Annotated in this window: 20 protein-coding genes; 9 read left to right on the top strand and 11 right to left on the bottom strand. The window is 65.3% G+C overall.

Going from position 1 to position 19,356, the window contains the following annotated elements; all coding sequences use genetic code 11:
* Window positions 1–144: 144 nt before the first annotated feature.
* Window positions 145–381 (top strand): BrnA antitoxin family protein, encoded by a 237-nt coding sequence (locus tag MA07_RS23745; protein WP_036357693.1) that lies wholly within the window; start codon window positions 145–147, stop codon window positions 379–381.
* Window positions 382–565: 184 nt separating this feature from the next.
* Here the strand turns inward: MA07_RS23745 and MA07_RS23740 are convergent, their stop codons facing one another.
* Entirely contained in the window at window positions 566–1,114 is a 549-nt protein-coding gene (locus MA07_RS23740) for a sigma-70 family RNA polymerase sigma factor (RefSeq protein WP_036357689.1), read from the bottom strand.
* Window positions 1,104–1,340, bottom strand: coding sequence for a NepR family anti-sigma factor (locus MA07_RS23735; RefSeq protein WP_036357685.1), 237 nt, complete (start codon window positions 1,338–1,340; stop codon window positions 1,104–1,106). Before MA07_RS23735 ends, MA07_RS23740 begins: the two co-directional genes overlap by 11 nt.
* Window positions 1,341–1,573: 233 nt before the next feature.
* On the opposite strand from MA07_RS23735, the gene MA07_RS23730 reads away from it, so the two are divergent.
* The 5 genes from MA07_RS23730 (at window position 1,574) to MA07_RS28140 (ending at window position 10,720) form a co-directional block, all read left to right on the top strand.
* Window positions 1,574–1,924, top strand: a complete 351-nt coding sequence (locus tag MA07_RS23730) for a HigA family addiction module antitoxin (protein ID WP_036358019.1) — start codon at window positions 1,574–1,576, stop codon at window positions 1,922–1,924.
* Window positions 1,914–3,416, top strand: coding sequence for an ATPase domain-containing protein (locus MA07_RS23725; RefSeq protein ID WP_036357682.1), 1,503 nt, complete (start codon window positions 1,914–1,916; stop codon window positions 3,414–3,416). The genes MA07_RS23730 and MA07_RS23725 overlap by 11 nt, the downstream gene beginning before the upstream one ends.
* On the top strand, window positions 3,413–4,501 hold the full coding sequence (locus tag MA07_RS23720) for a sensor histidine kinase (RefSeq protein ID WP_052003477.1): 1,089 nt from the start codon (window positions 3,413–3,415) through the stop codon (window positions 4,499–4,501). Before MA07_RS23725 ends, MA07_RS23720 begins: the two co-directional genes overlap by 4 nt.
* Before the next feature lie 398 nt (window positions 4,502–4,899).
* Complete coding sequence (locus tag MA07_RS23715) at window positions 4,900–8,280, top strand: ATP-binding protein (protein ID WP_081929139.1); 3,381 nt, start codon at window positions 4,900–4,902, stop codon at window positions 8,278–8,280.
* Between the two features lie 166 nt (window positions 8,281–8,446).
* The gene (locus MA07_RS28140; protein ID WP_052003476.1) at window positions 8,447–10,720 is read left to right on the top strand and encodes an EAL domain-containing protein; all 2,274 of its coding nucleotides are present in this window, start codon (window positions 8,447–8,449) and stop codon (window positions 10,718–10,720) included.
* A 14-nt stretch (window positions 10,721–10,734) separates the two neighbouring features.
* On the opposite strand, the gene MA07_RS23705 is transcribed toward MA07_RS28140, so the two are convergent.
* From MA07_RS23705 to MA07_RS23685, 6 genes are all read right to left on the bottom strand, one after another.
* Entirely contained in the window at window positions 10,735–11,454 is a 720-nt protein-coding gene (locus tag MA07_RS23705; protein ID WP_036357680.1) for a lysophospholipid acyltransferase family protein, read from the bottom strand.
* A 142-nt stretch (window positions 11,455–11,596) separates the two neighbouring features.
* Window positions 11,597–11,896 (bottom strand): 30S ribosomal protein S21, encoded by a 300-nt coding sequence (gene rpsU / locus MA07_RS23700; protein ID WP_036357677.1) that lies wholly within the window; start codon window positions 11,894–11,896, stop codon window positions 11,597–11,599.
* An 87-nt stretch (window positions 11,897–11,983) separates the two neighbouring features.
* The gene (locus MA07_RS23695; protein ID WP_036357674.1) at window positions 11,984–12,178 is read right to left on the bottom strand and encodes a hypothetical protein; all 195 of its coding nucleotides are present in this window, start codon (window positions 12,176–12,178) and stop codon (window positions 11,984–11,986) included.
* A 16-nt stretch (window positions 12,179–12,194) separates the two neighbouring features.
* Window positions 12,195–12,563, bottom strand: a complete 369-nt coding sequence (locus MA07_RS23690) for a DUF6481 family protein (protein ID WP_348270422.1) — start codon at window positions 12,561–12,563, stop codon at window positions 12,195–12,197.
* A 43-nt stretch (window positions 12,564–12,606) separates the two neighbouring features.
* Window positions 12,607–12,807: a hypothetical protein gene (locus tag MA07_RS29800; RefSeq protein WP_152569000.1), complete on the bottom strand. Its 201-nt coding sequence runs from the start codon at window positions 12,805–12,807 to the stop codon at window positions 12,607–12,609.
* A 107-nt stretch (window positions 12,808–12,914) separates the two neighbouring features.
* Window positions 12,915–13,124 carry a cold-shock protein gene (locus MA07_RS23685; protein WP_036357668.1) on the bottom strand — a complete coding sequence of 70 codons (210 nt, stop codon included), beginning with the start codon at window positions 13,122–13,124 and terminating at the stop codon, window positions 12,915–12,917.
* Window positions 13,125–14,037: 913 nt separating this feature from the next.
* On the opposite strand from MA07_RS23685, the gene trkA reads away from it, so the two are divergent.
* Window positions 14,038–15,423 (top strand): Trk system potassium transporter TrkA, encoded by a 1,386-nt coding sequence (trkA, locus tag MA07_RS23680; RefSeq protein ID WP_036357664.1) that lies wholly within the window; start codon window positions 14,038–14,040, stop codon window positions 15,421–15,423.
* A 9-nt stretch (window positions 15,424–15,432) separates the two neighbouring features.
* Entirely contained in the window at window positions 15,433–16,923 is a 1,491-nt protein-coding gene (locus tag MA07_RS23675; protein ID WP_052003475.1) for a TrkH family potassium uptake protein, read from the top strand.
* A gap of 33 nt (window positions 16,924–16,956) precedes the next feature.
* Here the strand turns inward: MA07_RS23675 and MA07_RS23670 are convergent, their stop codons facing one another.
* Both MA07_RS23670 and MA07_RS30290 read right to left on the bottom strand, forming a co-directional pair.
* Window positions 16,957–17,193, bottom strand: coding sequence for a hypothetical protein (locus MA07_RS23670; protein WP_036357661.1), 237 nt, complete (start codon window positions 17,191–17,193; stop codon window positions 16,957–16,959).
* A 13-nt stretch (window positions 17,194–17,206) separates the two neighbouring features.
* Complete coding sequence (locus MA07_RS30290) at window positions 17,207–17,356, bottom strand: hypothetical protein (RefSeq protein WP_160195489.1); 150 nt, start codon at window positions 17,354–17,356, stop codon at window positions 17,207–17,209.
* Between MA07_RS30290 and MA07_RS23665 the strand changes: the two genes are divergently transcribed.
* Window positions 17,355–18,110: a sulfite exporter TauE/SafE family protein gene (locus tag MA07_RS23665; RefSeq protein ID WP_036357659.1), complete on the top strand. Its 756-nt coding sequence runs from the start codon at window positions 17,355–17,357 to the stop codon at window positions 18,108–18,110. The genes MA07_RS30290 and MA07_RS23665 overlap by 2 nt on opposite strands.
* 6 nt (window positions 18,111–18,116) lie before the next feature.
* Here MA07_RS23665 and pepT read toward each other — a convergent pair whose 3' ends face one another.
* Window positions 18,117–19,352, bottom strand: coding sequence for a peptidase T (gene pepT, locus MA07_RS23660; RefSeq protein WP_036357656.1), 1,236 nt, complete (start codon window positions 19,350–19,352; stop codon window positions 18,117–18,119).
* Between the last annotated feature and the right edge of the window lie 4 nt (window positions 19,353–19,356).

Genomic DNA, 19,356 nt, shown 5'->3' with positions numbered 1-19,356 from the left:
TGGGGATCAACCGAGATGATCAGGTCTCGTTCCTGCAGCGCTCGACTTGGCTGCCCGGCTCTGTCGGAACGGCCGCGGGTTTCCCGATTTGGCGCAAGCCTGCCATCTCGCCTATCGTGAGGGCATCAATCAACGGAGAGACACATGTCGCGATCACCCGGAGGACGCCGGACGACCGATCCCCTGAAGGCAGCCGAGGCCGCCTTCAAGAAGGTCACGACCAAGCCCATCGAGGGGCCGTCGCAGGCTCCCTCCATCCCAGGCGTGAAGGAATCCGTCACCCTGCGGATCGACCAGGACGTGCTCGAATTTTTCCAGCAGGACGGCCCGGGATGGCAGGACCGCATCAACGCGGCCCTGCGCAAGGTTGCCGGCAAGTAGGGATCGATCCAGGCAGCCTCAAAGGCTGGCTCATAAAGAACCGGCCGCTCTCCTTTACGTCATCACCGGCCTTGTGCCGGTGATCCCGATGCCTTGAAGCGCCGTGCTTTTCAGCATCGGGATGGCCGGGACAAGCCCGGCCATGACGGACGCTGAGGTGTGTTCCTTTTTATGAGCCAGACCTTCAGGAGGTCTGCATGAACAACGCGGCCTTGACCAAGCGGTCGGGGCCGAGATCCTCCTGGGCATCGAGGGCCAGGAGTTCCGCAAGACGGCTGCGGGCGCGGTTGATGCGGCTCTTGATCGTGCCGAGATTGGTGCCGCAGATCTGCGCCGCCTCCTCGTACGACACGCCCTCGGCGCCCACCAGCAGCAGCGCCTCGCGCTGCTCGACGCTGAGCTTGGCCAGCGCCACCTGCATGTCGGTGAAGTCCAGCCGCGCGCCCTGCTCCGGCATGACCGCCAGCTTGCCGGCGAGCGCCCCCTCCGGGTCGTTCACCTCCCGGCGGCTCTTGCGGATATCCGTGTAGAACTGGTTGCGCAGGATGGTGAAGAGCCAGGCCTGCATGCTCGTGCCGGGCTGGAACTTGTCGAGGTTCTCGAGGCCGCGCAGGAGCGCCGCCTGCACGAGGTCATCGGCATAGGTGACGTTGCCGGTGAGCGAGATGGCGAAGGCGCGCAGGTGCGGAATGGCCTCCAGCATCGCTTGACGGATAGGATCCTCACTCGCCATCGCGGTCACGTTCCTTCCCGTCCAGCTGCTTCAGGAGCTGGACGAAGCGATCGGGCACCGGCTCGCTCATGAGCTGGGCGTAGTAGGTCTGGAGCTGCTCGCCCAGGTGGGCTGCCACATGGGACGGCAGGGCCGGCTCCGGACCGGGATCGCCGTTGACGTTGAGAAGGTCCTCAAGAACCTCCGGCTGTTCCAGAACGGCGTCGTCGTGATTTTTCTTGGACACGCTTGCTTCTCCAGACATGGCCGGGATGCCCTGCGCGCCGGTTGCGTAGGGAGGACACCCCCTGCCTTACCTGACTGCAGGGGTGCTGCCATTAACCTACGATAAGCGCGTGCGACGGTGCAGGACAGGCGACAGTGGTTTTCAGCCATATTATTGCGCACGAGTCCATGCAGGTTCTTGCCTTTCGCCGCCTGTCACCCATAACGCTACAGTTGGCCAACAAAGGCAGGATCATGCCCCGCTCCCGAGACGCTCTTCCGGTGGCTCCGCCCCATCCGGGATGGATCCTGCGCGATCGGGTTCTGCCCGGTCTCGGCCTGTCCGTCAGCCAGGCCGCCCGCGAACTTCGCATCGCCCGCCAGACGCTCCATCGGGTTCTCGCCGGCAAGGCCGCGGTCAGCCCGGAAATGGCCGCCCGCCTCGCCCGTCTGTCAGGCACGACGCCGCGCTTCTGGCTCGACCGGCAGCAGCAGCACGACCTGTGGCACGCGGAGCAGGCGCTGACAGGCATCCTCGGGCTGATCCCGACCCACACGCTTCCGGCCGCCCTGCAGGCCGAGATCGGACTTCATCATGACCGTTAAACCTCAATCCGCTCCGAAAGCGCGGACCGGGGTCGAGGGCCTGGACGACATCCTCGTCGGGGGCCTGTCGCCCGGCCACGTCTACCTGCTGGAGGGCAGCCCCGGCACCGGCAAGACCACCATCGCGCTCCAGTTCCTGCTCGACGGGGCCAAGGCCGGAGAGACCGGGCTCTACGTGACCATGTCGGAGACGGAATCCGAGCTGCGCGAGGGAGCGGCGTCCCATGGCTGGTCTCTCGGCGACAGCGTTCATGTGTACGAACTCGTCCCGCCGGAGAACCTCCTCGACGACGAGCACCAGCAGAGCCTGCTCTACTCGTCCGATCTCGAACTGGGTGAAACCACCAGGGCGGTGTTCGCCGCCATCGACCGGACGAAGCCGGTCCGCATCGTCATCGACAGCCTGTCGGAGATCCGCCTTCTGGCGCAGAGCTCCCTGCGCTATCGCCGCCAGATCCTGGCCATGAAGCACTACTTCGCCCGCCAGGGCGCGACGGTTCTCCTGCTCGACGACCTGACCACCGACACCAACGACAAGACCGTTCACAGCCTCGCCCACGGGGTGATCCGCCTGGAGGGGCTGACGCCCACCTACGGCGCCGAGCGCCGCCGCCTGCGGGTGATCAAGTATCGCGGCCAGTCGTTCCGGGGCGGGTTCCACGACTACATCATCGCGGCAGGGGGCGTTCAGGTGTTTCCGCGCCTGGTCTCCGGCGAGCACAAGACGGGCTTTGCCCGCGATGTGCTGACAAGCCGAATCGGCGAGCTCGACGCGCTCCTCGGCGGCGGCATCGAGCAGGGCTCGAGCACGCTGGTGATGGGGCCGGCCGGCACGGGCAAGTCCCTCCTGACGGTGCAGTTCGCCATCTCGGCGGCACAACGCGGCGAGAAGGCGGCTCTGTTCATCTTCGATGAGGAACTCGGCCTGCTCATCGATCGGACAAAACTGATCGGCATCGATCTCGACGCGCTGTGCGCTTCCGGCAACCTGTTCATCGAACAGGTCGATGCCGCCGAACTCTCCCCCGGCGAGTTCACCGACCGGGTGCGCACCAAGATCCATCGCCATGGGGTGAAGACGGTGGTGATCGACGGGCTCAACGGCTACCAGGCCGCCATGCCGGAAGAAGAGTTTTTGACCCTGCACATCCACGAGCTGCTGCAATACCTCAACCGGCAGGGCGTCTCGACCTTCCTGACGGTCGCGCAGCACGGGCTTGTGGGCGACATGAAGTCCCCGGTCGACGTCACCTATCTGGCCGACACCGTGATCCTGCTGCGCTACTTCGAGGCCTTCGGTCAGGTCCGGCGGGCAATCTCGATCATCAAGAAGCGGTTCGGCTCGCACGAGAACACCATCCGCGAGATGCGGATCACCAACGCGGGCATCGCCCTGGGCGAACCCCTGGAGGGCTTCCAGGGCATTCTGCGCGGCACCCCGGTCTTTGCCGATGGCGACCGCACGCGACTCCTCAAAGATCGCCCCGAATGAACGACATTCTTCATTCGCTTTCGGAGCGCGCCATCATCCTGGCGCCTCACGGGCGGGATGCGGCGGTTGCTGCCGACATTCTGCGCAGCGTCGGCATCGCGTCGGAAATCTGCCCCGACATCCCGGCGCTCGTTCGCGGCATCGCGCGGGGTGCGGGCTTCGCGCTCGTCACAGACGAGGCGCTCCGCAATGCGGATCTGAAGGATCTTTCCCGCTGGCTGGCCGATCAGCCTCCGTGGTCCGATTTCGCTTTCGTGATTCTTACCCTTCGCGGCGGCGGCATCGAGCGCAATCCGGCCCTGGCGCGTCTCTCCGATGTTCTCGGCAACGTCGTGTTCCTGGAGCGTCCCTTCCACCCCGGCACGCTGGTGAGCGTCGCCCGCTCGGCCCTGCGCGGGCGGCGCAGGCAATACGAGGCGCGAGCCCGCCTCGAAGACCTGCATCAGGGCGAAGAGCTCCTGAGGGCCGGCCTCGACAAGGAGAAGCGCGCGGCCGAGCACCAGCGCCTGCTGATCGACGAGCTGAACCACCGGGTGAAGAACACGCTTGCGACGGTGCAATCGATCTCGGCCCAGACCCTGCGCACGGCGGACACGAAAGAGGAGGCGCGCGATGCGCTGGAGCGGCGGCTCCTCGCCCTCTCCCGAGCGCATGACGTGCTCACCCGTGAGAGCTGGGACGGGGCCGACCTGGTCGAGGTCATCGAGAAGGCTCTCGAGCCTTACCAGATCTCGGGCGAGAACCGGCTCCGCATCACCGGCCCGCATGTGCGCGTGACGCCCCGCATGTCGCTCGCGCTCGCCATGGCGATGCACGAACTGGCGACCAACGCGGTGAAGTATGGCGCCCTGGCCAACAAGACCGGCACCATCGATGTGTCGTGGAAAGTGACGAACGGAACCGCACCGCCCCGATTGGCCTTGCGCTGGACGGAGACCGGCGGTCCGCCCCTTGTCCCCCCTCGCCGGCGGGGCTTCGGCTCCCGCCTCATCGAGCGCAGTCTGGCCAACGATCTCGACGGCCAGGTGGAAATCGCATTCGCCCCGACGGGGGTGGTTTGTACGGTCGATGCCCCTGTTGCCTAGCTGCCTGGAGCGAGCCCTGGATCCATCTCTCGGCAGAGAACGAGATGGCTTCGGACGGCCGGATGCAAACACCCGACCCTTGCCGATCTGGGCGCGGCCCGGGCTGGGTCGGGCAGCCCTCGGAAAGCCAATAAAGAGCTCCCAGCTTCACAGAACGGCCAGGGAGACCTGGCGCGGTGCCGTCGCGCTCATGACGGTGTGGAGGGCTGGCCGCCCCGATAGGGCCCGTGCTGCAAAGCAGCGCATTTGACACCGCCGAACGCAGCGATATGTCTGTGCCATCGGCCGTTCAGGCAACTTGCCTGCAAGGCGTTCGACAAACGACAAACCCGGCAAGCGTAAGCCCGCAGGCTCCCTTCGGTGTTCGATTGCCGCCATCATATGAAATCCGGGCTTGAATGAGCACCTCCCCCGATCAGGCAGCCTTGACGCTTTTCCAGGGGGCTGGCGAGGTTCGTGCCCTGGCCCGCGCGCTCGACTGGTCGCGCACGCCGCTTGGCCCGGTCTCGGCCTGGCCGCAGAGCCTGCGCTCGATCGTGCGCACCCTGCTGTCGTCGCAGTACCCCATGATCCTGACCTGGGGCCCTGAATTCACCCAGGTCTACAACGACGCCTATTCGAAGCTCATCGGAGCCGGGCATCCGGCGGCGCTCGGCAACGACATCCGCGTCACCTTGGCGGCAAGCTGGGACACCCTCGGGCCGATGATCGAGCGGGTCATGGCCACCGGCACCGCCAACTGGACGCCCGCCCTGCCCCTGCTCATGGAGCGGGCCGGCTACCGGGAAGAGGCCTATTTCAGCGTCTCCCATGCTCCGGCCGAGGACGACGAGGGCCGCATCGTCGGCATGCTGGCCGTGTGCAGCGAGGTCACGGCCCAGGTCGTCGGCGAACGCCGCCTGAACCTCTTGCGCGACGTGGGCACGGAAGCGGCGGAGATCCGCAGCCTGGAGACGACCTCCCAGGACATCGCGGCCGCGCTCTCGCGTGGCCCGCTCGACGTGCCGTTCGCCCTGATCTACCTCCGCGGCGAGGACGGAGCCCTATCCCTCCAGGGCTCTGCCGGCCTCCATGAACGCAATCCGGGCGCACCCACGATCCTTCAGGCCGATGCTGACGAGCCTTGGCCCGTGGCACAGGTCCTTGCAGGCAAGACGGTCGAATGCGGGGTCGCCCCCCTGGTGTCGATTGCGGGCGGGCTCTGGGCAGACCCCGTGACCACCGCGCTGGCCATGCCGATTTCGGGCGGCGGCGAGGAACTCGGTGTTCTGATTGCCGGCGTCAGTCCCAGCCGCGCCCTCGACGAGGGCTACCGCTCGTTCTTCAGCCTGCTGAGCGGGCAGGTCTCCACCCTGATCCGCAACGCCAGGGCTCACGAGGAAGAGCGGCGGCGCGCCGATGCGCTGGCGGAGCTCGATCGGGCCAAGACCCAATTCTTCTCCAACGTCAGCCACGAGTTCCGTACGCCGCTGACCCTGATGCTCGGCCCCCTGGAGGACCTCCTGCGGCAGGCGGATCTGTCCGCAGCCACCCGCGACGAGGTCCAGGTCGTGCACCGCAACGCCCTGCGCCTGCTGCGGCTCGTGAACACCCTGCTCGATTTCTCCCGGGCCGAGGCGGGACGGATTCAGGCCACCTTCCGCGAGACGGACCTGTCCCGCCTGACCGGTGACCTGGCGAGCACCTTCCGGTCCGCCGTCGAACGGGCAGGATTGGCATTCAAGGTGGAGTGCCCGCCCCTGTCCATGCCCGCCTATGTCGATAGGGACATGTGGGAGAAGATCGTTCTCAACCTGCTGTCCAATGCCTTCAAGCACACTTTCGAGGGCCGGATCGCGGTTCGGCTCACGGAGTCCGAGGGATCGTTCAGGTTGTCCGTCAGCGACACCGGGGTGGGTATTCCGGCGGACAGCACGGAGCGCATCTTCGACCGCTTTCAGCGCGTGGAGGGCGCCAGGAGCCGAACCCACGAGGGCTCCGGGATCGGCCTGGCGCTCGTGCGGGAGCTCGTCACGCTGCACGGCGGGACGGTTGCCGTCGACAGCACGGTCGGCCAGGGCACGACCTTCACGGTGACGATCCCGCAGGGGCACGCTCATCTGCCGCGCGACCATGTCGACGACGCAGGCGAGCTCACCTCCACACGAATCGGCGCCGATGCCTTCGTGGAGGAAGCCCTTCGCTGGCTGCCGGATGCCCCTGCCCCACCCAGCAACGTGCTCCGGCTGCCGCAGCGCAACGCCGGCATCCATGGCACACCCAAGGCGCGCGTGCTGGTTGCCGACGACAATGCCGACATGAGGGCCTACATCACACGCCTTCTCGACGACGAGCATGACGTCGTGGCCGTGCCGGACGGCGCAGCGGCTCTGCAGGAGCTTCTCGAGAACGGAGCGGATCTTCTCGTCACCGACGTGATGATGCCGGTCATGGACGGGTTCCAGCTCGTTCAGCAGGTTCGGGACCAGACCAGGCTCCGCACGCTCCCGATCATCATGCTGTCCGCCCGGGCCGGTGACGAGGCCAGCGTCGAGGGATTGCAGGCAGGAGCCGACGACTATCTGGTCAAGCCGTTCTCGGCGCGCGAACTTCAGGCGCGGGTGCACACGCATCTGGAGCTTGCGCGCCTGCGGCGCGAGGCCGAGGAACAGGCGGCCCAGGCCCGCAAGATGGATGCCATCGGGCATCTGACGGGTGGAGTGGCGCACGACTTCAACAATCTGCTGGCAGCCATCATTGGCTCCCTCGATCTCATGGAGAGACGCGTGGCCGGCGACGACCGGGCCCTGCGTCTCCTTCACAATGCCATGCAGGCGGCCCAGCGCGGGGCGCGGCTGACCGAGCAGCTCCTGGCGTTCTCCCGCAAGCAGCGGCTCGAGGTGCGGCCGACCGACGTGAACGGTGTGCTGTCCAACATGGCGGATCTCATGCACCGCGCCCTCGGCGGCCGCATCGGCGTCAACACGCTGCTCGGAAAGGATCTGTGGCCGGCCATGGCCGATCCCAACCAGATCGAGCTGGCCGTGCTTAATCTCGCGGTGAACGCGCGCGATGCCATGCCGGGCGGCGGCGAGGTCGTTCTCCAGACGGAAAACATCGCGGCGGGCGATCCGCAGCGGCCGAAGACGCTGACCTTGAGCACGGACGCTGTGCGCATCCGCATCCAGGACACGGGCCAGGGCATGAGCGCGGAGGTTCTGGCGCGGGCCGCCGAGCCCTTCTTCACCACCAAGGGACCGGGACAGGGCACAGGCCTCGGGCTGGCGCAGGTCTATGGCATGATCCGGCAGATCGGCGGCGACATGCATATCGCCAGCGAGCCGGGTCAGGGCACGACGGTCGACCTGTACCTGCCGAGGAGCGAGGCCGGCGTTTTGCCGGAGCACGCACGGGAATCGTCGGCCTTGGCAATCCCCGCAGGCAAAGCCCGTGTTCTGGTCGTCGACGACGATGCCCAAGTCCGGATGGCAACAGCCGCGATGCTGACGGAGCTGGGATACGATGTGGTGGAAGGCGACAGCGCCCGCGCAGGTTTCGATCGTCTGGAATCCGGCGACATGCCGTTCGACCTCATCCTCGTCGACTATGCCATGCCCGGCATGACAGGCGGCGAGATGATCTCGCAGCTGCGCAAGGTCAGCCCCAGCCTCAGAAGCCTTCTGATCAGCGGGTATGCCGAGGGCGTGCCGGATGGCTCGGGTCCGGTTCTGCGCAAGCCGTTTACGGTCAGCGAACTCGGCACCGCGGTTGCACAGGTACTCCACGCAAAGGACAGGTGACGGGCCTGTCCCGGGCAATTCCGGACGCTTCCCGATCGAGGCCGGAAATAAAGCTTTGCTTTTTTACCTAAAGGAAGCTGGGCTCGACAAAAAGTTAACGGAATAACTACACCTGCGGGCGGATGGTGGTGCAGATCGTCGCTCACAGGCTTAGTCGAAACCCGTCGTGCCCGCCTCCCTGTTCATCATCCTCAGCGTCGTTCTCGCGGCGGCGGTCATCATCGGCGCCGTGCTCCTTCTGGTGCGGGGCCACACCGACGATCTCGCGCGGGCCGAAGGCGATCTGGCGAACCTCGCGCTGACCCTTCAGGAGCGCACGGACGGGATCCTTCAATCCATCGAGGGCGTTCTGCGCGATCTGGTCGACCGCATTCCGCAGGCGAGCCTCCGGACATCGGAGTTCGACGGCTTCGCCGGATCGCAGGCCACGAAGGCCGTTCTGGTCGGCGCCTCCTGCTCCCTGCCCCAGTTCGTGCGCATCGATCTCGTCAACGCCCGGGGCAGGCTCGTCGGCACCTCGAACCCGCGCCCGATGTCCGATCCCATCTACCTGACGGGCGCATCCTATTACCAGGCTCTCTCGACGGACCCGTCGCTCGCCTCGTACTTGAGCGAGCCCATGCGGATCCGCGCGACCGGCAAGAAGGTTCTGTCGCTCGCACGCAGGATCAACGACACCGAGGGAAACTTCCTCGGCGCCGTGGTCTCCACCATCGACCTCACGCATTTCGAGACGCTCTTCAAGGAGCATCTGCGCAAGCCATCGTCAGCCGTCACGCTCTACCGGCGCGACGGCGTGGTGCTGGCGCACAGTCCGCTGTCCGAGCGCGCGCTGGGCCGCAAGATCTGGAAGCCCGACACGCCGCTGCAGCGGATGATCGCTAAGAACAGCCCGACGCTCATTCGCGACGTGAGCTGGATCGACCGCCAGGAGCGGCTGTTCGCCCTGCACCCGCTGGCCAATCAGCCGTGCGGCATCGCGGTGAGCCGCACCGTGGCGGAGCTCATGGCGGGACAGCGCCTCGAGGCGCGGGTGGTCGGGTTCATCGCCTACATCATGGGCGTTGCGGTCGACACGGCGAGCCTCATGGGCTTGAGGCATGTGAAGACCGGAATCCTCAGGGCCGCGAGCGAGAGCTACCTGTCGCGCCACGATGTTCTAACCCGGCTCCCTAACAGGCCATTCTTCATCGAGGAGCTGAAGCGCACCTACCTCGCCTCGCAGCGATCCGGCACGGACTTCGCCCTGCATCTTCTCGACCTTAACCGCTTCAAGGACATCAACGACAACCACGGCCATGGCGCCGGGGACGAGATCATCCAGACCGTGGCGCGGCGTCTGCGCGAGCGTCTTCGGAAGGGCGATTTCATCGCCCGCATCGGCGGCGACGAGTTCGCCATCATTCAAAGGCCGGTCAGGGGCCGGCAGCAGGTCACGGATCTCGTGACAGCCATCCAGGCTGCAATGAAGACGCCCTGCACGATCGGCAACACGGAGATCGACGTGGGGCTTTCCATCGGGGTTGCGATTGCCTCCGCCGACGGAAAGACCTCGACCGAGCTCATGCGCTCGGCCGACATCGCGCTCTTCGCGGCCAAGTCAGACCCCGACAGCAGCTACCGCTTCTACGATCCGAACATCCAGGATTCCCGCGCAGAGCGACGTGCCCTCGAGGGGGCTCTCAAGAGCGCCCTCGACAACCGGGAGTTCGAGCTGTTCTACCAGCCCATTCTCGACCTTGCGACGAACCGGATGTGGGGCTGCGAGGCCCTGGTGCGCTGGAAGCACGCGACGAAGGGCATGATCCCGCCCCTGCAGTTCATCCCGACCGCGGAGGAGTCAGGCCTCATTGCCCCGATCGGCGACTGGATCCTGGAGGAGGCGTGCGCGACGGCCATGACCTGGAACCTTCCGATGAAGGTCGCGGTCAATCTTTCGCCGGTGCAGTTCAAGCGCCGGGATGTTTTCGCCAGCGTCACGAAGGCCCTGAACCTCTCCGGACTGCCGGCCCAGCGCCTCGTCCTGGAGATCACGGAATCCGTCAAGCTCACCGAGGAAGCAACCGCGGCGCTCAGGCGGCTCAAGACACTCGGTGTGGGGATCTCGCTCGACGATTTCGGCACCGGCTATGCGTCGATGAGCTATCTCAGAAGCTTTCCGTTCGACAAGATCAAGATCGATCAGTCCTTCGTGCGCAGCATGACGGAATCGGCGGGCAGCCGCGCGATCATCAAGGCCACGATCGGTCTTGCCAATGACTTGAAGATGAGCACGACGGCAGAAGGCGTCGAAACGCAGGAGCAGCTCAATGCGCTACGCGTGGCCGGCGCCTCGCAGGCCCAAGGCTACCTGATCGCCAAGCCCATGCCTCGCGAAGCCCTCGAGGCTTTCATGGCCGGGATTCAAAGCCCTCAGCAGAGTGCTCGAGCCGTCGCCTGAACCTGGATTTGGCGTCAGGCAGCCTGCGGCCAGGAATGCTGCCTCTCCGCCTCGAGAAGCTGCTCGGCCCGGCGGGTGAATTCATCGCCGGGCAGTCCCGGCTGGATCGGGTCGAGATAGGAGACCGAGATGGTCCCTCCCCGTTTGACGGACCGGTCCACCCCCCAGAAGTGCCCTGAATTCAAGGCCACGGGCAGAACCACCCGGTCGAGCTTCGTATAAAGAAGCTCCACGCCGCGCTTGAACGCGATGGGCTCGGAGACGGACTTTCGGGTGCCCTCCGGAAAGATCAGCACGGAGCGCCCTTGAGCCAGGGCGGCGCGGCTCTCGTCCACCATCTTCCGAACGGCCTTCGAGCCGCTCTCCCGGTCGATCAGGATCATCGGCGACTTGCGCAGGAACCACGAGAAAACCGGGATGGTCAGCAGTTCCTGCTTGGCCACGATGGCCACGTCCGGAAAGAGCGCCAGGAACGCCAGGGTCTCCCAGGTCGACTGATGGTTGGCGATGATCAGGCAGGGCTCGTCGGGAATGTTGTGCAGCCCGCGCTCCGCATAGGTCAGGCCGACGATCCACTTCAAGCCGGCCAGGATGCCCCGCGCCCACAGCCGCGAGGCCAGGCGCACGCTGCGCTCGGGAGAACCGCACAGCCACAGCACGGCCAGCACGGGCGCGAAGAGGCCGGTCCAGACAGCCAGATAGAGATCGAAGAGTTTGGAGCGGAGAAACTGCATGACAATGAAATGCTTCAGATGAATCAGCGTTCGATGCGCAATACGCTCTGCCGCGACGCCGGCTTACGATCAACAAAAAACGAAGCGGCGCATGATCACATGCGCCGCCTGCAAAACCGATGGGGTGTCCTGTTGTCAGGCTTTACTCTGCAGCCTCGGTGCGAGGCGCGGCGCTCGGAGCCGCCATCGGCCGGCGGGGGCCACCGGCACCGGGACGGGGCTTCGGCTTGGGAGCCGCGATCAACCCTTCGCGGATGGCCTGCTTGCGGGCGGCCTTGCGATTGCGCCGGACGGCCTCGGCCTTCTCACGGGTCTTTCGCTCGGAGGGCTTCTCATAGGCTTTCCGCGCCTTCATCTCGCGGAAGATCCCTTCGCGCTGCATCTTCTTCTTGAGAACCCTGAGAGCTTGATCGACGTTGTTGTCGCGTACCAGAACCTGCAATGGATGTCCTCTCTACATGTTGGTGTGTTGCTCCGCCTCGGCTTGCGCCTGGCGGATCGACGAATGACGAATGTCAGGCGCGGACGCCTAGGCGCTCCGGATTTCGCCCTCGCGGACGGCTTTCTCGGTCATGCCCGACTTGATCCGGTATGACACTTCGCCGGTCTGGTCGGCCGGCATGAGCCGCACGACCTCATAGACGTTGCCGGCATTCATCCGGGTATCGGAAAACCCCGGCTGCGCCAACCGAACCATCTGTCGAACTTTGAACTTGTGAGTCATCGCTTGGGTTCCTCCCTTACTTGCGGGCCTTGCGGGCCGCATAGCGGGCGTCGCGGGCTGCCTTGCGCTCGACTTCGAGCCTTGCGTCATCGGCAGCCTTCTCGGCTGCCATGCGCTCGTTCTGCTCAGCCTGCAACTTGTCCTGCTCGGCCTGTTCGGCCGCGCGGGCTTCGCGCTCGGCGGTCATGCGGGCATCATCGGCAAGGCGCTTGGCCTCGCGCTCGGCGATGCGAGCATCGCGCGCGGCGCTCACCGAGGCCCGGGCAGCCCGCCGCTCCGCAACCGCCGGATCGTCGAGTCCCGGACGCTGCCGAAACTTTTCCGCCATGGCCTGCTTCGCGTTCTTGGCCGCATTGAGCCGCTCGCCGAAATTCTGATGCTTCATTCCGCTTATTGATCCTTCGTTACGTTGTCGAATTCGAGGCCGATTACCGAACGCGTCGGATGCTCGTGATATCGCCGCCCGGGAGAGTGCCCTGCTCCTGCTGGGTGCGTGCGATCAGCCCGACGGCGCGGGGATCGCTGGCTTTGCCTGGATTGTCGACCCAGAGATAGGCCCTGCGAGCGTCGGCATAATCCACCACGAACATCACGGATTTCGCCGCAGTCGCTTTTCTAAAGGTGTTCATCGCGTCCTCGCCGGTTTTGCCATCGAAGATGGCGTTGCAAAAAGCAGAAGCCGCCCCACGCGGGAGCGGCTTCGTCGTTCAGGCGCTGTATGAGGCGCCCGTCATCATTAGGCCGTCTGGATGTTGTTGACGGCAACCTTGCCGGAACGACGATCCTCGGCGGTGTCGAAGGACACCTTCTGGCCTTCACGCAGGCCGCGGATGCCGGCGCGCTCGAGAGCAGTGGCGTGGACGAACACGTCCTTCTCGCCATTGTCCGGCTGAATGAAGCCGAAGCCTTTTTGATCGTTGTAGAACTTGACGGTGCCTGTCATCATGGCGGTATTCCTTGGAGTTTATGCATTAGTGCACGTGAGCTTGGAGACGTGCGGAAGCACGCCCTCAAGCTCGGGTTCGTCGAAGTTTGGGAAGAGCGTCTGAACGTGCGCCTGGCATGCCAAGGCGAAACGGCCCAATTGTCCGGCCAAAGGTCGATGATCCTGATGTAGGGCTTCCAAACCCCAAATACAAGACACCATTTCGAGAAAGTGCCGCCGCTCACATGAGCATTGTTCTTCGAGGCGGGATGATTTTTCTGGGAAAACCATGAGATAATCCCCGCCTGGCCCGTGGTTTTACTTTCCTCGAAAGTGCCAATTTATCCTGTTTTGGGAAGTTTTATCTTGCCATGAGCCGGTGGCTGCCCCATATGGATTGTATCCAACCGAGATGTTCGGCCTGCTCTCCCTAGCTCGTGATCGAGCCGCCGAGCCCGCTTACCGTTCCCATCGTTTGTTACCTCCGGCCCTTTCGGGCGGATTTTGCCTGTCGGCGCGCGGCGCCGACCGTTTTCACTCACAGAAGAAGCCGTCAGGGCCCTGCCCCATGCGGCCACAGGTTTATCATGTCGACTGTCATTCAATCCCAGAATTCCAAGAAGTCTCATCAGCATGCCAAGGCCCCTTTGCAGGCCAAATCGGCACCCAAGCCGCAATCTTCCGGCCTGTCCCGGGAGGAGATCCGCCAGATCGTCCTTGAAATGATCGGCTGATCGCCCGGCCCTCAGGCGCGAGACCCGGAAGCGGGCCGGTCCTGAAGAGGGTTTGTGTATTCCACGGACCTGTGCCCTACATTATCCCGGAGCCAAGCGTATCGTGCGGACTCCTGGGTCCGGCCCACACGATGCGCTGCTTGAAAGATTGAGCATCGGATGCATCCGATGCTCTAGCGTATCCGGGGAGTAAAGTTGCCGTGAGAGTAATCGTCTGTGGTGCCGGACAGGTCGGTTCGACCATCGCCCGCCACCTCGCCTCCGAGGGCATCGATGTGACGGTGGTGGATCTCTCACCCGATCAGGCCAGACGGGCGGACGAGAGCTACGACGTCCGCGGCATGGTGGGCCACGCGGCTCACCCCGAGGTTCTCGAGCGGGCCGGCGCACGCGATGCGGATATGCTCATCGCGGTGACCCGGTCCGACGAGGTCAACATGGTCGCCTGCCAGGTGGCCTACTCCCTGTTCAATGTCCGCCGGCGCATCGCCCGTGTCCGCCATCACGGCTACCTCGAGCCGATCTGGCGGGGTCTCTACGCCTCCGACCAGCTGCCGATCGACGTGATCATCTCGCCCGAGGTTGAGGTCGCCAACGGGATCGTCCGGCGTCTCAAGACGCCCGGCGCCTTCGACACCGTGGCGCTGGCCGATGGCCGGGTTCATCTCCTCGGCGTTCATTGCAACACGGGCTCATGCTCCCTGGTCGGGCGGCGGATGAAGGAGCTTTCCGCGTCGGGCGGCTCCGGGATCGTCGTCGGTGTGATCGTGCGCAACGGTCAGGCCTTCGTGCCGAGAGCCGAGGATCAGGTGCAGCAGGGCGACGACGTCTACGTCATCACGGAGACGTCGCACGTGGATCGCGTCATGACGTTCCTGGGCCACGAGGAACAGGTCGCCCGCCGCATCGTCATCGTGGGTGGCGGCAATGTCGGCCTCAACCTCGCGACCCGGATCGCCCGTCATGCCCCCTATGTCGCACTCAAGCTGGTCGAGCATTCGCGGGAGCGGGCCGAGTACATCTCGCGCGAGCTGAGGGATTCCGCCGTGGTGATCCAGGGCGATGCCCTCGACAAGGAGGTTCTGCTCGAAGCCAATGTGCAGAGCGCCGAGACGATCATCGCCGTAACCAACGACGACGAGACGAACATCTTCGCCTCGGTTCTGGCCAAGCGCGAGGGCTGCACCCGGGCCATCACCCTGGTGAACAAGACCTCCTACGAGCACGTTCTGCCGGCGCTGGGGATCGATGCGGTCGTGAGCCCGAGCGCCATCACGATCTCGACGATCCTGCGCCATGTGCGCCACCGTTCGATCTCCGCTCTCTATACGCTGCGGGAGGATTTCGGCGAGGTGATCCAGGCGACGGCCCAGGAGGGCTCACGGCTGGTGAAGGGCACCCTGCGGGATGTCGGCATGCCGGACGGCATGTTGATCGGAGCCATCGTCCGCGACCACGAGGTCATCATTCCGACCAGCTCGACCAGGGTGCATCCCGGCGACAGCATCATCGCCGTGGTGGCCTACCGGGCTCTGCGCAAGGCCGAGGCGATCCTGGCCGGCCCGTCGACCGAGACGGGACACTAGGGTCGATCGATGCGCGAGAGGTTGATCTCAGGCGGATGGGCGCCGCCCTATATCCGCCCAGTGTTCCATCTGACGGGCCGCATGCTCTTCGCTCTCGCGGCGGCCATGCTCCTGCCCGCAGGGGCCGACGCCTTCACGGGCGATCCGGATTGGAGAGCCTTTCTCACCGGCAGCGGCATCACCTTCGTCTGCGCCGCCGCATTGACCTATGTGACCCGTTGCCGGCTGTCCGGCGGGCTGACCCTGCGCCAGGCCTTTCTCCTCACGCCGGTCGCCTGGACGACCATCGCCCTGTTCGGAGCCATTCCCCTCTACATCTCCGATTACGCCCAGCTCAGGGACCACTTCACCAACGCGTTCTTCGAGTCCGTGTCAGGCCTGACGACGACGGGCGCCACGGTGATCGTCGGCCTCGACGACGCTCCCAAGGGCATTCTTCTGTGGCGGGCGCTCCTGCAATGGCTCGGCGGCATCGGCATCATCGGGGTCGCCATCTCGATCCTGCCCGCCCTCGGCGTGGGCGGCATGCAGCTGTTCCGCACGGAATCCTCCGACCGGTCCGAGAAGGTGATGCCGCGCGTGCGGGAGATCGCAACCGGCATCGTCCTGATCTATGCGGCCCTCACGGCAGCATGCGCGCTTGCCTACTGGCTGGTGGCGATGACGCCGTTCGATGCCATCGCCCATGCGCTGACGACGGTCTCGACGGCCGGGTTCTCCACATCCGATGTCTCGTTGGCCCGCTGGAACGATCCCGCCCTGCATTGGATCGCGACCGTGTTCATGCTCTCCGGCGCCGTGCCGTTCGTTCTGTACCTGCGGCTGCTCCAGGGACAGCAGGATGCCCTGCGCGACAGCCAGGTGCGTTTCCTGGCGATCCTCCTGGTGGCCGTGATCATGGCGGTTGCGGCATGGTTGATCCTGGTGGCCGGGCATGGCCTTGCCGATGCTCTCCGCTTGGCCGCCTTCAACGTGGTGTCCGTGGTGACGACGACCGGCTATGCCACGGCCGACTATACCCTGTGGGGCAACCTGATGGTCGGCCTGTTCTTCGGCCTCATGTTCGTGGGCGGCTGCACGGGATCGACCACGGGCGGGATGAAGATCTTCCGCTTCCAGGTGATGATCCGCATGCTGCAGAGCCAGTTCCTGCGCCTGCTCTATCCCCGGGGCGTGTTTCCACGCATCTACGCGGGCCGGCTGCTGCCGGACGACGTGATCGGCTCGGTGGTGGTGTATTTCTCGCTCTACTTCATCTGCTACAGCGCGCTCACGGTCGCCATGATGGCGTTCGATCTCGACTTCCTGACCAGCGCCAGCGCCGCCGTGTCGGCGCTCTCGAATATCGGTCCGGGCCTAGGGCCGATCATCGGCCCGGCCGGCAACTTCGCCGCGCTGCCGAATGCCTCCAAGTGGCTTCTGTGCTTCGGCATGCTCCTGGGCCGTCTGGAGCTGTTCACCGTGCTGATCCTGTTCTTCCCCCAGTTCTGGCGCGGCTAAGGCCAGCTGGCTGGAAAGAACGGCATCAGGCGATCAGCGCCGGGGAGCCTTCTTGGCGGCTTCCTCCATGCCGCGAGGGTTCTTCTTCACTCCCTCCCGGAGCACCTTCGCGGCGGCATCCTGCTCCTGCTCCGGGGAGGCCGGAACCGGCGCGGTGTCGGCGCGGGCTTCCAGACCTTGATCGTCGGGCTTCTGGCTGCCCGCCTTGGCGGCCGATTTCAGGGAGCGCAGAGCCTCGGGCTGTTGACCATCCTGCATGCGGTTGGGCATGGGGCGAACTCCTTCAGGCGGCCTCATCGCCGCCTCCCAAGGCAATTCCCGTCCCGCCGACGCGTTCCATCGGCGCGATCCCCGCTTCACCCGTCTCCCCCGCGAAGGCTTGCTGCGCCAGATACGCATTGCGCCTCCGTCCGCTCATGGGCCAATAGGGCATGCGCGATCCGTCCCTGTGGCTCATTCTCTCCGTCGGCCTGACCTTCTTCCTTGCCGGCATCGTCAAGGGCGTCACCGGCATGGGCCTGCCGACGGTGGCCATGGGGGTGCTGGGAGCGCTCATGGCGCCCGTGACGGCCGCCGCTTTGCTGATCGTGCCGTCCTTCGTCACCAATATTTGGCAGTTGGCGGCCGGCCCGAGCTTCACGGCGCTGATCCGGCGGCTGTGGCCGATGATGCTGGGCATCGTGATCGGCACCGTGGCCGGCTCGTTCGTTCTCGTCGACGGGAACACGCGATGGACCACGGCGGGCCTAGGTTCCGCCCTTGTGGTCTATGCCGGGTTCACCCTGCTGGCGCGGCAGCTGTTCGTCCCGACTCGGTGGGAGACATGGGCATCGCCCCTGGTCGGCCTGACGACGGGCATCGTCACGGGAGGCACGGGCGTCTTCGTCATCCCGGCCGTTCCCTACCTTCAGGCCCTCGGGCTGCGCAAGGACGACCTGATCCAGGCCTTAGGGCTGTCCTTCACGGTATCGACCATTGCGCTTGCGGTTGGCCTTGGATGGCGCGGAGCGTTCCAGCTCGACGGCCTCGTCCTGTCGTCGCTCGCCATCGCGCCCGCACTCGCGGGCATGTGGCTGGGTCAGCTCGTCAGGCGCAAGGTCAGCCCCGAAACGTTCCGGCGATGGTTTCTCATCGGCCTGCTGCTTCTCGGGGCTGAACTCGTGCTGAAATCGGCTCTTCAGGCTTGATAAGCGCTAGGAACGCTCCTCCCAGACCTTCGCCAGTTCGACGATCGTCTTCACCGCCTTCTCCATGTCCTGGCTGGAGACGAATTCCAGTGGGGAATGGAAGGCATGGCCGCCCGCGAAGATGTTGGCGCAGGGCAGGCCCATGAAGGAGAGGCGCGAGCCGTCCGTGCCGCCGCGGATGCTGTCGCGCCGAGGCTCCATGCCGGCCCGGCGGACCGCCTCAACGGCGTGCTCGATGATCTCCGGATGCCGGTCGAGCACTTCCTTCATGTTGCGGTACTGCTCCTTGACCGTGAAGGTGTAGCTGGAGCCCGGATAGTTCTCCATCACGTCCCGCGTGATCTTCTCCAGCAGCGCCTCTTTGGTCTTGAGGCCTTCTTCCGTGAAGTCGCGGATGATGAAGCTCAGGTTCGCCTTCTCCATCATGCCCGACACACCCGTGGGATGGATGAAGCCGTCGCGGCCCTTCGTGGTCTCGGGCGCCATGTCCCTCGGCAGGCGCGCGACGATGTCGCCCGCGATCCTGATCGCGTTTTCCATCCGGCCATAGGCCTGGCCCGGGTGGATCGCCACGCCCCTGATGGCGATCTCCACCGCATCGGCCGAGAAGGTCTCGTCCTCGATGCTGCCGGCGGCTCCGCCGTCCATGGTGTAGCCGAAATCGGCCCCGAGCTTCTTCAGGTCGACCTTGTCGACGCCGCGGCCGATCTCCTCGTCCGTGGTGAACAGGATGCGCAGCGTGCCGTGCTTGATGTCCGGGTTGTTGATCAGGAACTCGGCGGCCGCCACGATTTCGGCGACGCCGGCCTTGTCGTCGGCGCCGAGCAGCGTGGTGCCGTCCGACGTGACGATGTCGTGGCCGATCATGTCCTTCAGGACCGGATGGTCGGCGACGCGGATGACCCGGGAGGAGTCGCCCGGCAGGCGGATGTCGCCGCCCTGGTAGTTCCTGACGATCTGCGGCTTGACGTTCGTGCCGGAGAAGTCCGGCGCCGTATCCATGTGCGCGCAGATGCAGATGACCGGAACGCTGTTCTTCGGGGTGTTCGACGGAATGGTGCCGTAGACGTAGCCGTGCTCGTCGAGATGCGCGTCGGAGACGCCGATGGACAGGAGCTCATCGACCAGCAGTCGGCCGAGATTCTTCTGCTTTTCGGTGGAGGGCTGGGTTTTGGAGGAGGCGTCGGACTGGGTATCGATGACGACGTAACGGAGGAAACGGTCGGTAACGCTGACGGCCATGAAT

The sequence above is a fragment of the Microvirga sp. BSC39 genome, assembly GCF_000739015.1.
In the GTDB taxonomy this organism is placed as follows: Bacteria; Pseudomonadota; Alphaproteobacteria; order Rhizobiales; family Beijerinckiaceae; genus Microvirga.
The sequence above is the reverse complement of the archived record's forward strand: the minus strand, read 5'-3'. Positions and strand labels throughout refer to the sequence as shown.